Source organism: Luteibacter pinisoli, assembly GCF_006385595.1.
Taxonomy (GTDB): domain Bacteria; phylum Pseudomonadota; class Gammaproteobacteria; order Xanthomonadales; family Rhodanobacteraceae; genus Luteibacter; species Luteibacter pinisoli.
This window is the reverse complement of sequence record NZ_CP041046.1, coordinates 3504629-3517433: the sequence shown is the minus strand read 5'-3', so window position 1 is coordinate 3517433 and position 12805 is coordinate 3504629. Positions and strand designations below refer to the sequence as shown.

Genomic DNA, 12805 nt, shown 5'->3' with positions numbered 1-12805 from the left:
CACGCGGCGGGCACCGTTCGGGTGCCCGCCGCGCTTTAGCGTCTTACCAGGCCTTCACGTCGGAAACGACGACGGTGTAGTCCTGCATGTCCGGGGTGTAGCGGAACAGGCGGCCGAGGTCGAAATCGACGCTCTTGCCCGGTTCGATGTTCGAGGTGCCGGCCGGCCAGCCCTGCTTGCTGGCGATGACCTTGCCCGTGGAATCCTTCGCGTCGATGCGCACCTGCGCGGCGGCGGCTTCGCCGCACTTGTTCACGAGGTTGCCCTTCATGCTGAAACGCGGCTGGCCGGAGCCCTGCTGCAGTTTCACGGCAAAGCCGTCGATGGAGAAATCCTTGGCGGCGCACGCGGCCTGCGCGGACAGCGGGGCGGCGAGCATCAGCACGGCGGCGATGGCGATCTTCTTCATGGTGGTCCCTGTTTCGATGACTAAGGCAGACACCCGGGGAGGGGCGTTACCAGAGCTATCGGCCGTGCCGACAGAGACTTTAGGGATTCAGCCGACGACCGCGAACAGATCGCCGATAGGCGCCTCGGCGGCCTCGGGCTCGAACCAGCGCTTCACCGGGGCGAAGCTGCGCCGGTGGGCGTCGCAGGGCCCCAGCCGGCCCAGGGCATCCAGGTGCTCGGGGACGCCGTAACCCTTGTGCTTCGCGAACCCATAGCCCGGATGCAGCAGGTCGAGCGCCTTCATGTGCCGGTCGCGGCTGACCTTGGCCAGGATGGAAGCGGCACTGATGGCCGGCTCGGTGGCATCGCCGCCGATGACGGCCTGGGCCGTGCAGGGCAGGGTGCGCGGCAGCCGGTTGCCGTCCACCAGTGCCATGGTGGGGGCGAGCGACAGGCCCATCAGGGCACGGGTCATGCCGACCATGGTGGCTTGGAAGATATTGATGGCATCGATCTCTTCGCGCTCGACGAAGACGATGCTGTAGGCCCGCGCCCGTTCGATGATCCGCGCGTACAGCTTCTCGCGCGTGCCTTCGTCCAGCTGCTTGGAGTCGTTCAGGCCGCGGATGACGCGCGCCGGATCGAGGATGACGGCGGCCACGACCACCGGCCCGGCCAGCGGGCCGCGGCCCGCCTCGTCCACTCCGGCGACCACGAGGTCCGGGCTGAGCTGGCGGGTGATGTTCGGCTTGCGGGGCATGCGCGGTTACGCCTTCGGCGCCTTCACGAAATCGGCGATCGCGTCGGCCGCGTGGTCCGCCGCGTGGCCCTCGAGGCCGCCGCGCAGCGCGTCATGCAGGAACTCGAAAGCCGCGACGATGCGGCCGCGGCGCTCGTTGTCGGCCAGCAGGGCCTGCGTGGCCGCGACGAGGTTCTCCGCGGTGCAGTCGTCCTGCATGAACTCCGGCACCAGGCGCTCCTGGCCCAGGCCGCAGGCCCGCGCCAGGATGTTCGGAAGGCTATACACATCGGTTTTCAGCATGCGCATCAGCTTCGCGATGCGATAGCTGGTGGGCGATACGCGATAGCCGACCACCATCGGCCGCTTGGCCAGCATGGCTTCCAGCGTCGCCGTGCCCGAAGCAAGCAGGACCACGTCGGCCGCCAGCATCGCCTCGTGCGAGTGCCCGTCGGTGAGCAGCGGCGGGGTGCCCGGGAAGCCCGCGAGCAAGGCCGCCAGGCGCGCGTGCACCCGCTCGTTGGCCGCAGGCACCACGATCCGCAGGGTCGGCATGGCGCCGGCCAGCTGCCGGGCGGCCTCGATGAAGATCGCACCGAACCGCTCAATCTCGCTCGGCCGGCTGCCTGGCAGCACCGCGAGCACGGGGGCATCGTGGGGCAGGCCCAGTGCGTCGCGGGCACCCGTGCGGTCGGAGACCATGGGGAAGGTGTCGGCCAGCGGGTGGCCGACGAAGCGCGCGTCCACGCCGTGCTTCGCGTAAATCGGCGGTTCCATCGGGAACAGGCACAGCACGCGGTCGGCGGACTGGCCGATCTTCTCCGCGCGCTTCTCGCGCCAGGCCCACACGGATGGGCTCACGTAGTGCACGGTGGCGAGGCCAGCGGCCTTCAGCCGGCGTTCCACGCCCAGGTTGAAGTCGGGGGCGTCGATGCCGATGGTGACATCGGGGCGCGTCTCGAGCAGGCGGCGCATCAGCGCCTTGCGCAGCTTCAACAGGCGCGGCAGGTGCTTCACCACCTCGGCAAAGCCCATGACGGAAAGCTCGCGGATGTCGAACCAGGATTCGAAACCGCGGGCCATCATGCGGCGCCCGCCGATGCCGACGAAACGGGCGCCCGGGTAACGGGCGCGCAGCGCGTCGAGCAGGTCGGCACCCAACTGGTCGCCGGAATCTTCGCCGGCGATGAGCGCGATGGTGGGTGGGTTGGACACGGGCGTCAGCGGGCGAGCGAGCGCTCGCTGTGGTCCAGGAATTCAAGCATCTGGCGCACGTCGTCGCTGGTTTCGGCCAGCCCAACGAGCTGCTCGCGCGCTTCGGCCAGCGGCAGGCCGGCCATGTACAGCGTGCGGTACGCGCGCTTGATGGCGGCGATGCGGCTGGTGTCGAAACCGCGGCGCTTCAGGCCTTCGCTGTTGATGCCGCGCGGGCGGCCGCGCGTTTCGTTGGCCATCATCACGAACGGCGGGACGTCCGAGCCGACGAGGCAGCCCATGCCGATGAATGCATGCACGCCCACCTTGCAGAACTGGTGCACGCCGGAATAGCCGGACATGATCGTCCAGTCGCCGATTTCGGCGTGGCCGGCCAGCGCCGAATAATTCGAAAACACCACGTGGTTGCCGACCTGGCAGTCGTGCGCGATGTGCACGTAGGCCAGCAGCCAGTTGTCGTTGCCCACGCGGGTGAAGCCGCCACCTTCGCCGGTGCCGCGATTGATCGTGACGAACTCGCGGATGAGGTTGCGGTCGCCAATGACGACCTCGGTGCGCTCACCCTGCCACTTCTTGTCCTGCGGCGGGCCGCCGATGGAGGCGAACTGCAGGATGCGATTGTCGCGGCCGATGGTCGTCGGCCCCTCGATCACCACATGCGGGCCAATGCTCGTGCCTTCGCCGATGACCACGTCCGCACCGATGATGCTGTAGGCACCGATGCTGACGTTGTCTGCGATCCGCGCGGACGGATCGATCTGCGCGGTCGGGTGAATCATTTGTCGCTCCTGGCGGCGCACATCAGCTCGCAGCAGGCCACGACCTTGCCGTCCACCATGGCGGTGGCTTCAAACAGGCCCATGCCGCGGATGAGGCGCTTCAGCGAGACCTTCATCACCAGCTGGTCGCCCGGGGCGACGACGGCGGAGAAGCGCGCGTTGTCCACCTTCACCAGGTAGAACAGCGGGCTGCCGGCGGCGCCATCCACCTGGCTGGTGATCTGGGTAAGCAGGCCGGCGGTCTGTGCCATGGCTTCGACAATGAGGACGCCCGGCATCACCGGGTGGCCGGGGAAATGACCCTGGAAGAACGGCTCGTTGATCGTGACGTTCTTGATCGCCGTGATGGTCTTGCCCGGGTCGATCTCCGTCACCCGGTCCACCAGCAGGAACGGGTAACGGTGCGGCAGCAGCCGCTGGATCTGTTCCACGTCCACCGGCAGCGTCACGGCAGCTTTCATTTCGGTCATTGCCTTTTGTCCTTTTCCAGCGCCGACAGACGGCGCGCAAACTCGTCAAGGTGCTTCATACGCGCCGCATTGCGCCGCCACTGGCGGTTTTCCTGCAGCGGGGAGCCAGACGAGTACTCGCCCGGTTCCCGGATGGATGCCGTTACCAGGCTTTTCGCCGTGATGGTAACCCGGTCGGCCAGTTCAAGGTGGCCGAGGATGCCCGCGTTGCCGCCAATCAGGCAGTAACGGCCGATTTTCGCGCTGCCGGCGACCGCCGAGCAGCCCGCCATGGCCGTATGCGCGCCAATGTGCACGTTATGGGCAATCTGGATCTGGTTATCGAGGCGAACATCCTCCTCGAGCACCGTGTCTTCAAGGGCGCCACGGTCAATCGTCGTATTGGCGCCAATTTCGCAGTCGTCGCCGATGCGGACGCCGCCCAGCTGGGGCAGTTTCACCCAGTGGTCCCGGTCAAAAGCGAGGCCGAAGCCGTCCGAGCCGATCACGGCGCCGGGGTGGACCAGGACGCGCTTGCCCAGGGTCACCCGGATCACCAGGGTGACGCGGGCGACCAGGCGGGAGCCGGCGCCGACCACGCAGCCGGGGCCGATCGTGCAGTGCGGGCCAAGGATCGCGCCCTCGTCGACCACGGCGCCATCTTCGATGACGCAGCAGGGGCCGATGCTGGCCGTGGGGTGGATGCGGGCGGACGGCGCCACCACGGCGCTGGCGTGGATGCCGCGCGGGGCGTCCGGCACGCGCTCGAACAGCGCGGCGATCTTCGCGTAGGCGACGTAGGGGTCTTTCGCCACCAGGGCGGCGCCGTTGCGCAGGGGCAGGGCATCCGCGTTCAGCACCACGATGCCGGCGTGGCTATCCGCCAGCTGCGAGGTGTACTTCGAGTTCGACAGGAAGGTGAACTGGGTGGCCGTCGCCGTGGCCAGGGTGCCGACGCCATCCACGCGGGTGGCCGGGTCGCCATGGGCTTCGAGGCCGAAGCGCTCGGCGAGCTCGGCCAGGGTGTACTGGGGGTTGCCGCTCACGGGGGGGGGACTCCCAAAAAGAAAAGGGGCGGCCAGGCTGAGCCAGGCCGCCCCGGGATTGTACAAACGATTCTTAGAACTGGTTACCGAACGTGAACTGGATGCGCTCAACGAAGCGGTTGTCGCCGTCCTGCTTACGGAACGGCACCGCGAAGTTGATGATCAGCGGGCCGATCGGCGCCTGCCACTGCAGGGACAGACCGGTCGAGGCACGCAGTTCGCTGGCCTTGAACGAGCCGAAGTCCTGGTACACGTTGCCGACGTCCATGAACCACGACACGCGGGCGGTGTTCACGTCCTTCAGGAACGGCAGCGGCAGGAAGACCTGCGCCGTACCGAGGGTCTTGAACGCGCCACCGACCGGCTGGCCGTAGCTGTAGTAGCCGCCCGAGCACTGGTTCTTCTTGTCCGGGACGGAGCTGACGCTGCCGCCGTCGCAAAGGCGGGGACCCAGGGTGTTGTCCTGGAAGCCACGGACGTCACGCACACCGCCGGCGTAGTAGTTCTCCCAGAACGGGAACGCCACCTTGTCGCCCTTGCTGTAGATCTTGACCGGGTTGCCGTTCGAATCCACGCGGATCTGGCCCGTGCTCGGGTCGATGTCGTAGCCGTTGTTGTCGTACGTCTGGCCGTAGGTCTTGCCGTAGCCCACCTGGCCATCGAGATAGAGCACGAAGCCCTTGCCGATCGGCCAGTAGTGGTTGGCTTCGCCGAAGATCTTGTAGTACTGCACCGTGGAGCCGGGCAGGGCGCCCGAGATCGACAGCGACAGCTGGCCGCCGCGGGTCGGTGCCCAGTAGCTGTTGCGGGTGTCGTGGGTGTAGCCCAGGCTCGACGTCCACGAGTGGATCGTCTTGTTGCCCAGCGCATCCTGGTAGGCCACCAGCTGGCGCGGGGTGTAGAACGAGCTGTTGATCAGGTTCGAGCTGATGCCCAGGCTGGTCGAGAGCGAGTCGAAGTCCGTGATCGGGAACGACAGCGTGGTCTCGAACGACTTGGTGCTGTAGGTGTAGTTCGCGAGGTCGGTATCGCCGTAATCGAGCTTGCTGTAGCCGAGGTTGTAGCCCAGCGAGATGCCCGAGTCGGTGAGGTACGGATTGACGTAGCTCGCGTTGACGCGCTTGTAGTACGTGCTGGTTTCCGCGCCGATGGAGAAGCGGTCACCCGTACCCATGAAGTTGTTCTGCGACACGGACGCCGACAGGATGATGCCGGAGTACTGCGAGTAGCCCACGCCGAACATCAGCGAACCGGCGGACTGTTCTTCCACCTTCGCGGTCAGGTCCACCTGGTCGACCGTGCCCGGGACCAGCTGCTTGTCGATGTCCACGGTCTTGAAGTAGCCAAGGCGCTGCAGACGGGTCTTCGAACGGTCGATGGCGCCCTGCGAGTACCACGCGCCTTCGAGCTGGCGCATTTCGCGACGCAGCACCTCGTCTTCCGTGCGGGTATTGCCCTGGAACACCACGCGGCGCACGTAAACGCGCTTGCCCGGCTCGATGAACAGGGTGAGGTCGGCGGTGCGCTTGTCCTTGTCCAGCTTCGGCACCGGGGTGACCTTGGCGAAGGCGTAGCCGATGTTGGCCAGGATGGCCTTGATCGAATCGCTCGAGGCCTCGATGGCGCCGCGGTTGAAGGTGTCGCCCTTGTGGATGTAGACCAGCTTGCGCAGGGTCTCTTCCGGCAGGATCAGCTCACCGAGCAGCTTCACGTCGGAGACGGTGTAGACCTCGCCTTCCTTGACGCTGGCGTCCACGTACATGGCGCGCTTGTCCGGGCTGATGGCCACCTGCGTGGAATCAATACCGAAGTCGGCGTAGCCGCGGTTCATGTAGTAGTTGCTGAGCTTTTCCAGGTCGCCCGAGAGCTTCTCGCGCGAGTACTGGTCGTCCTTGGAGTACCAGGACAGCCAGTTGGTCGTGTTCGATTCGAAGCCGTCGCGGATCTGCTTGTCCGTGAACGCCTTGTTGCCGACGACGTTGATTTCCTTGATCTTGGCAGCCTTGCCTTCGCGGATTTCGATGTCGATGGCGACGCGGTTGCGGTCCAGCTGGGTGACGTGCGGATCGACCGACACGTTGTACTTGCCGCGGTTGTAGTACTGGCGGATGAGTTCCTGCTGCACGCGGTCCAGCGAGAGGCGGTCGAAGGTTTCACCTTCGGACAGGCCGATCTCCTTCAGGCCCTTGCGCAGGTCGTCTTCCTTGATGTCCTTGTTGCCACGCAGGGTGAGCTTGGCGATAGCCGGACGCTCGACGACCTTGATCACCAGGATGTCGCCCTGGCGGTCGATTTCAACATCGCTGAAGAACTTGGTCTGGTACAGGGCACGAATGGCGGCCTGTGCCTTGTCGTCGCTGACGGTATCGCCCTTCTCGATCGGCAGGTAGCTGAGCACCGTGCCCTGCGCGATGCGGGTCAGACCATCGATACGAATATCGGAAACGACAAACGGCTCGAAGGCAAGCGCATTGGCGGACAGGGAGGCGAGCAGGATCAGGGCGGCGATACGCTTCATCGTCGATTCCAATGGGTTAAGTCCAGTCGCAGGCGGACGAGGCCGGCGACCGAAGAGGAGCACGTGCCGGGCTCATGCCCGGCATCGTTTTGCCCGTCACGAGACGAGCATGCGCTGGATGTCGTTGAAAAAAGCCAACCCCATGAGGGTGAACAGCAAGGCGAGGCCGACGTACTGGCCAGCGATCATGGTGCGTTCGCTGACCGGGCTGCCTTTGATCAACTCAATAAGGTAATACAGCAGGTGTCCCCCGTCCAAGACAGGGATGGGGAGCAGGTTCAAGATGGCCAGGCTCAGCGAGACCAGGCCGAGGAAGTTCAGGAACCACCCCAGGCCCTGGTTGGCCGCGCTGTTGGCCACCTGTGCGATGCCGATGACGCCGGAGATATTCTTCGCCGAGGCCTGGCCCGAAAGCATCTTGCCGATCATGCCCAGGGTGGACGTGGTGCCCGTCCAGGTGGCCTTGAGCGACTCGGTGAACGCGCGCACGGGGCCGAAACGCAGGGTGGCGGCTTCCAGCGGCTGGTTGGCGATGCCGACCAGCCAGCGGGTCGGCTGGCCCTGCTCGGATTTCATGCGGGCGGTGACGGCAACGGTGCTGGCCTGGCCACCGCGCTGGATGCCGATGGCAAGCTGCGGGGCCTTGGCCGCCTGCACCTGCACGAGCTTGGTGAAGCTGGCGAAATCGTCCACCTTCTCACCGTTGACGCTGGTGATCTTGTCCCCTGCACGCAGGCCCGCGAGCGCGGCCGGATCGCCCGGGACCACCTCGTTGACGACGGCGGGGGGCGATTGCAGGTCGAGGCCAAGCTCGTGGAAGCGCTTGCCGGCATCGCCGAAGGCGAGGCCCTGCACCGGCAGCACCACGTTGCGCTCGGTACCGTTGGTGCCACGCACGTGCACGGGGACGGGCTCGTTGCCGAGCAGGCCGTTGAAGAGGACGTCGGTGGCGTCGCTCCAGGTGCTGACGGCCGTGCCGTCGACAGCGAGGAGGCGGTCGCCCGGCTGGATGCCGGCTACCGCGGCGGGCGTACCCGGCGCGGCGGTGATGATCGGGGCCACGTCAGGGCGGCCCACCATGTACATGGCCCAGAACGCCACGATGGTGAAGACCAGGTTGAACACCGGGCCGGCGGCGACGATGGCGATGCGCTGCCACACCGGCTTGCCGGTGAATTCGACGCTGCGCTCGCTCTCGGACACGTCGCCTTCGCGGGCGTCCAGCATCTTCACGTAGCCACCCAGCGGGATGGCGGCAATCTGGTATTCGGTACCGTCCTTCGCGACACGGCGCCATAGCGGCCGGCCGAAGCCCACCGAAAAACGCAGCACGCGCACGCCACAGCGGCGCGCGACCCAGTAGTGGCCAAATTCGTGGAAGGTCACCAGGACGCCAAGCGTCACCAGCAGCCAGAACACGGAACCGAGGAATGGGCTCATCAGGGGAGGCGGGTCTCGAAAAAACGTTTGGGTTGAACGAGTTTAGCAGTAAGCGCGATGGAGAACGCCCCGGGCCGCCCGCCGGGCTTCAGCGTCGCGCCCCACAAGCGTCTGGACATCGACCACCGGAATCGGCGGCAGTTCCTCAAGAACGCGTTCAACCACCTCGGCAATCGCGAGGAAGGGCAGGCTGCCGGCCAGGAAGGCGTCCACGGCCACCTCGTTGGCGGCGTTCAGGATCGCCGTGGCGTCGCCCCCGGCGCGCAGGGCGGCAAAGGCCAGCGCCAGGCAGCGGAAGGTGTCCAGGTCGGGCTTCTCGAAGTCCAGGCGGGCATGGGCCGCCAGGTCGAGGGGTGCCACGCCGGCCTCGATCCGCTCCGGCCAGGCCAGGGCGCAGGCGATGGCGGTGCGCATGTCCGGGTTGCCGAGCTGGGCCAGCACCGAGCCATCCACGTAATCGACCATGGAATGGACGAGGCTTTGCGGGTGGACGACCACGTCGATGACATCCGCCGGGGCGCCGAACAGGTGGTGGGCCTCGATGACTTCAAGGCCCTTGTTCATCAGCGTGGCCGAGTCCACCGAGATTTTCCGGCCCATCGACCACTTGGGATGGGCACAGGCTTCGTCCGGGGTGATGGCGCCGAGCTGGGCGCGCGTGCGGCCACGGAACGGGCCGCCGCTGGCGGTGAGGATGAGCCGGCGCACGCCGCTGGGGCCCAGCGCAGGGCGGCCCCCGGGCAGGCACTGGAAAATGGCGTTGTGCTCGGAATCCACCGGGATCAGGTCGCCGCCGCCTTCGCGCAGCGCCTGGAGCAGCAGCTCGCCGCCCATCACGATGGACTCCTTGTTCGCCAGCAGCAGGCGCTTGCCGGCGCGCGCGGCGGCCAGGGTGGAATCCAGCCCCGCGGCGCCGACGATGGCGGCGACCACCGTGTCGCAGAGCGGGCCCGCGGCGGCCGCGGTGACCGCGTCGGCGCCGGAGGCAATGTCGCAGGTGACGCCGGCCGCCGCCAGGCGACGGGCGAGGTCGGCTTCCATGGCGGGGTCGGCGACGATGGCGAGGTCGGGGCGGAAGCGCTCGCAGAGCTTCGCCAGCGCTTCGGTGCCGCGGTTGGCGACGAGCACGCTGGCGCGGAAGCGATCAGGGTGGCGGGCGATGACGTCGAGCGTGCTGGTCCCGATCGACCCGGTCGCCCCCAGGACCCCTACCTGGCGAATGGCCATGGCTTAGAGACCCAGCAGGAGCTTGCCGGCCGCAAAGACCGGCAGGGCGGCGAAAACGCTGTCGAGGCGATCGAGCAGGCCGCCGTGGCCCGGGAACAGGTTGCCCGAATCCTTGACCGTCGCGTGGCGCTTCATCAGGCTTTCGAACAGGTCGCCGACCACGGCCACCGCCACGGTGACCACGCCCAGGATGACCAGGCCGATGAGCCTGGCGCCGCTTTCCACGCCGAGCAGCAAGCCGCCCACCCAGGCCACGAGGGCGCCGGCGACCAGGGCGCCGTACACGCCAGCCCAGGTCTTCCCTGGGGAAATCCGCGGGGCGAGCTTGCGGCGGCCGAAGAAGCGGCCGCTGAAGTAGGCACCCGTGTCGGCGGCCCACACGATGACCAGGGCCAGCAGCACCCACCAGTGGCCGCGATCACTCGCGTGCATGTCGGTGGCGGCGGCCAGTGCCGGCACGATCACCAGCAGGCCGGCGCCGAGCTTGAGCATGCGGTTTTCGCTGCTGGGGGCGGCGGCAAACGTGAAATGGCGAAGCCAGAAGCAGCAACCGACCCACCAGGCCACGCCGGCGAAAGTCAGGGCGGCGAGCAGGCCGTGCGTACGCACCAGCAACAGGACGGCGAAGATGACCACGGCGGCGGCCGTGACGATGCCGCGCCCCACCGGCGTGCGGTAGCCGGCCAGCAGGGCCCATTCCCACGCCGCGCCGGCAAAGGCCACGGCGACCAGCGACGCGAAGAAGCCCGTCGGCGGCAGCAGGATGAGGGCGAGTACGAGCGGGATCAGGACCGCTGCGGTGATGATGCGTTGCTTCAGCATGGGGGTCCGGCGTTAGCCCGTGGCTACCTGGTCGCCGGTGCGGCCGTAACGGCGCTCGCGGCGGGCGTAGTCGTCCAGCGCCCCGGCCAGGCAAGCCTGGTCGACGTCCGGCCAAAGGGTGTCGGTGAAAAAGAGCTCGGCGTAGGCAAGCTGCCAGAGCAGGAAGTTGCTTACCCGGTGTTCGCCACCGGTGCGGATGAACAGGTCGACCGGCGGCTGGTCCGCCAGGCAGGTGTAGCCGTGCAGGCGCTTTTCGTCGAGGTCGGCCAGGGCGAACTCACCCCGCGCCGCCGCTTCGGCCGCCAGGCGGGCTGCGTTGGCGATATCCCAGCGGCCGCCGTAATTCACGGCCACGTTCATGGCCAGGGCGGTGTTGCCGGCCGTGCGCTCCATGGCCCCGAGCATGCGCTTGCGGAGTTCCGGGGCAAACCCGTCGAGGTCGCCCACGAAGCGGATGCGCACGCCGTTGCCGTGCAGCTCGTCCACCTCGCGGTCGATCGCCTTCAGGAACAGCTCCATGAGCGCGGAGACCTCGCCCTCGGGGCGGGCCCAGTTCTCGCTGGAGAAGGCAAACAGGGTCAGCGAACTGACACCCGCCCGCAGGCAGAACTCAACGGCCTCACGCACGGCCTTCTGGCCGGCGTGGTGGCCGAACGTCCGCGGGCGAAGACGCTTCTTCGCCCAGCGGCCGTTACCATCCATGACGATGGCGATGTGGCGGGGAACCCGGGCATCGGGTGTCGCGGCCATGGGCGCGGACCGATGGCGCGTCAGAGCGCCATCAGCTCCTTTTCCTTGTCCTTGACCACGTCATCCACGTCCTTGACGAACTTGTCCGTCAGCTTCTGGATGTCGTCGTCCGCACGCTTCTTGTCGTCTTCCGTGATCGTCTTGTCCTTGAGCAGCTTGTCGATGTGCTGGATGGCATCACGACGGACGTTGCGCACGGCGATCTTCGCCTGCTCGCCTTCCTTCGCCACGCTCTTGGCGAGCTCCTTGCGGCGCTCTTCGGTCGGCGGCGGGAAGTTCAGGCGGATATCCATGCCCATGGTGGTCGGCGTGATGCCGAGATCGGACGCCATGATGGCCTTCTCGATCGGGCCGACCATGGCCTTGTCGAACGGCTTGACCGCCAGCGAGCGGGCGTCCGGCGTGGTCACGTTGGCGACCTGGGCCAGCGGGGTCGGCGTGCCGTAATAGGGCACGACGATGTTGTCGAGGATCGACGGGTTGGCGCGACCGGTGCGGATGGACTTCAGGTCGTGCTTGAGCGATTCGATGCTCTTGCCCATGCGGGTCTCAGCATCTTTCTTGATGTCATTGATCATGGGCGTATTTCCGGTGAATCTGGTCAGCAGGCGAGTATAGCAGGGCGGCCGGAGGGCGGTTCAGCCGGCGTCGACGAGGGTGCCCACGGGTTCGCCGTGCATGATTTTCATCAGGCTGCCCGGCTGGGTCATGTCGTAGATGCGCAGCGGCAGCTTGTTCTCGCGGCACAGGGCAATGGCTGCCGTGTCCATCACTTCGAGGCGGCGCTCGATCACCTGGTTGTAGGTGAGGTGCTCGTAGCGGGTCGCATCGGGCACGCGCTTCGGGTCGGCGCTGTACACACCGTCCACCTTGGTGGCTTTCAGCAGCAGGTCGGCGCCCACTTCCACGGCGCGCAGCGCAGCGGCCGAGTCGGTGGTGAAGAACGGGTTGCCGATGCCGGCGGCGAACAGCGCGACGCGGCCTTTTTCCAGGTGACGGATGGCGCGGCGGCGGATGAAGTCTTCGCAGACCTCGTTGATCTTGATGGCGCTCATGGTGCGGGCTTCGCCGCCGAGCTTTTCGATGGCGTCCTGCATGGCCAGCGCGTTCATTACGGTGGCGAGCATGCCCATGTGGTCGCCGGTGACCCGGTCCATGCCGGACGCGGCCAGGCCGGCGCCACGGAAGATGTTGCCGCCGCCGATAACGACGCCGACCTGGACACCGGCGTCATGGACTTCGAGGATTTCCTTGGCGAGGCGGCCGATGACCTTGGGATCGATGCCGTAGTCTTCGGTGCCCATCAGGGCTTCACCGGAGAGCTTGAGCAGGATTCGGCGGTGTTTCAGCGGGGTGCTCATGGGGATTCTCCGAATTGTGTGGGGCAAAACGCGCGCATTGTAGCGCGCGATCTTTATGACAGGCAGATT

Annotated in this window: 13 protein-coding genes; all 13 read right to left on the bottom strand. The window is 66.9% G+C overall.

Translation table 11 applies throughout. From position 1 onward, the window contains the following. Positions 1 to 43: 43 nt before the first annotated feature. Complete coding sequence (locus FIV34_RS16035; protein WP_139984515.1) at positions 44 to 409, bottom strand: hypothetical protein; 366 nt, start codon at positions 407 to 409, stop codon at positions 44 to 46. A gap of 87 nt (positions 410 to 496) precedes the next feature. Then, positions 497 to 1150, bottom strand: a complete 654-nt coding sequence (gene rnhB / locus FIV34_RS16030; RefSeq protein WP_139984512.1) for a ribonuclease HII — start codon at positions 1148 to 1150, stop codon at positions 497 to 499. A gap of 6 nt (positions 1151 to 1156) precedes the next feature. Next, entirely contained in the window at positions 1157 to 2344 is a 1188-nt protein-coding gene (gene lpxB, locus FIV34_RS16025) for a lipid-A-disaccharide synthase (protein WP_425462896.1), read from the bottom strand. A gap of 5 nt (positions 2345 to 2349) precedes the next feature. Further along, positions 2350 to 3123: an acyl-ACP--UDP-N-acetylglucosamine O-acyltransferase gene (gene lpxA / locus FIV34_RS16020; protein ID WP_139984508.1), complete on the bottom strand. Its 774-nt coding sequence runs from the start codon at positions 3121 to 3123 to the stop codon at positions 2350 to 2352. Further along, a complete protein-coding gene (gene fabZ, locus FIV34_RS16015; RefSeq protein ID WP_139986012.1) occupies positions 3120 to 3584 on the bottom strand; it encodes a 3-hydroxyacyl-ACP dehydratase FabZ in 465 nt (154 codons plus the stop codon). The genes lpxA and fabZ overlap by 4 nt, the downstream gene beginning before the upstream one ends. A gap of 5 nt (positions 3585 to 3589) precedes the next feature. Then, positions 3590 to 4618, bottom strand: a complete 1029-nt coding sequence (gene lpxD / locus FIV34_RS16010) for a UDP-3-O-(3-hydroxymyristoyl)glucosamine N-acyltransferase (RefSeq protein ID WP_139984506.1) — start codon at positions 4616 to 4618, stop codon at positions 3590 to 3592. A 73-nt stretch (positions 4619 to 4691) separates the two neighbouring features. Next, positions 4692 to 7136, bottom strand: coding sequence for an outer membrane protein assembly factor BamA (gene bamA / locus FIV34_RS16005; protein ID WP_139984504.1), 2445 nt, complete (start codon positions 7134 to 7136; stop codon positions 4692 to 4694). Between the two features lie 96 nt (positions 7137 to 7232). Then, the gene (gene rseP / locus FIV34_RS16000) at positions 7233 to 8576 is read right to left on the bottom strand and encodes an RIP metalloprotease RseP (protein ID WP_139984502.1); all 1344 of its coding nucleotides are present in this window, start codon (positions 8574 to 8576) and stop codon (positions 7233 to 7235) included. Positions 8577 to 8618: 42 nt separating this feature from the next. Beyond that, the gene (locus tag FIV34_RS15995; protein WP_139986010.1) at positions 8619 to 9797 is read right to left on the bottom strand and encodes a 1-deoxy-D-xylulose-5-phosphate reductoisomerase; all 1179 of its coding nucleotides are present in this window, start codon (positions 9795 to 9797) and stop codon (positions 8619 to 8621) included. A 9-nt stretch (positions 9798 to 9806) separates the two neighbouring features. Then, complete coding sequence (locus FIV34_RS15990) at positions 9807 to 10625, bottom strand: phosphatidate cytidylyltransferase (RefSeq protein WP_139984500.1); 819 nt, start codon at positions 10623 to 10625, stop codon at positions 9807 to 9809. A 12-nt stretch (positions 10626 to 10637) separates the two neighbouring features. Beyond that, positions 10638 to 11375: a polyprenyl diphosphate synthase gene (gene uppS / locus FIV34_RS15985; protein ID WP_139984498.1), complete on the bottom strand. Its 738-nt coding sequence runs from the start codon at positions 11373 to 11375 to the stop codon at positions 10638 to 10640. Positions 11376 to 11395: 20 nt separating this feature from the next. Beyond that, positions 11396 to 11953 carry a ribosome recycling factor gene (gene frr, locus FIV34_RS15980; protein WP_139984496.1) on the bottom strand — a complete coding sequence of 186 codons (558 nt, stop codon included), beginning with the start codon at positions 11951 to 11953 and terminating at the stop codon, positions 11396 to 11398. A gap of 60 nt (positions 11954 to 12013) precedes the next feature. Beyond that, positions 12014 to 12736: a UMP kinase gene (gene pyrH / locus FIV34_RS15975; protein ID WP_139984494.1), complete on the bottom strand. Its 723-nt coding sequence runs from the start codon at positions 12734 to 12736 to the stop codon at positions 12014 to 12016. Positions 12737 to 12805: the final 69 nt, after the last annotated feature.

Bases quoted from the DNA above. Each gene is read 5' to 3' on its own strand.
- FIV34_RS16035 (WP_139984515.1), bottom strand. From the start codon at position 409: ATGAAGAAGATCGCCATCGCCGCCGTGCTGATGCTCGCCGCCCCGCTG.
- rnhB (WP_139984512.1), bottom strand. From the start codon at position 1,150: ATGCCCCGCAAGCCGAACATCACCCGCCAGCTCAGCCCGGACCTCGTG.
- lpxA (WP_139984508.1), bottom strand. From the start codon at position 3,123: ATGATTCACCCGACCGCGCAGATCGATCCGTCCGCGCGGATCGCAGAC.
- fabZ (WP_139986012.1), bottom strand. From the start codon at position 3,584: ATGAAAGCTGCCGTGACGCTGCCGGTGGACGTGGAACAGATCCAGCGG.
- bamA (WP_139984504.1), bottom strand. From the start codon at position 7,136: ATGAAGCGTATCGCCGCCCTGATCCTGCTCGCCTCCCTGTCCGCCAAT.
- rseP (WP_139984502.1), bottom strand. From the start codon at position 8,576: ATGAGCCCATTCCTCGGTTCCGTGTTCTGGCTGCTGGTGACGCTTGGC.
- FIV34_RS15990 (WP_139984500.1), bottom strand. From the start codon at position 10,625: ATGCTGAAGCAACGCATCATCACCGCAGCGGTCCTGATCCCGCTCGTA.
- uppS (WP_139984498.1), bottom strand. From the start codon at position 11,375: ATGGCCGCGACACCCGATGCCCGGGTTCCCCGCCACATCGCCATCGTC.
- frr (WP_139984496.1), bottom strand. From the start codon at position 11,953: ATGATCAATGACATCAAGAAAGATGCTGAGACCCGCATGGGCAAGAGC.
- pyrH (WP_139984494.1), bottom strand. From the start codon at position 12,736: ATGAGCACCCCGCTGAAACACCGCCGAATCCTGCTCAAGCTCTCCGGT.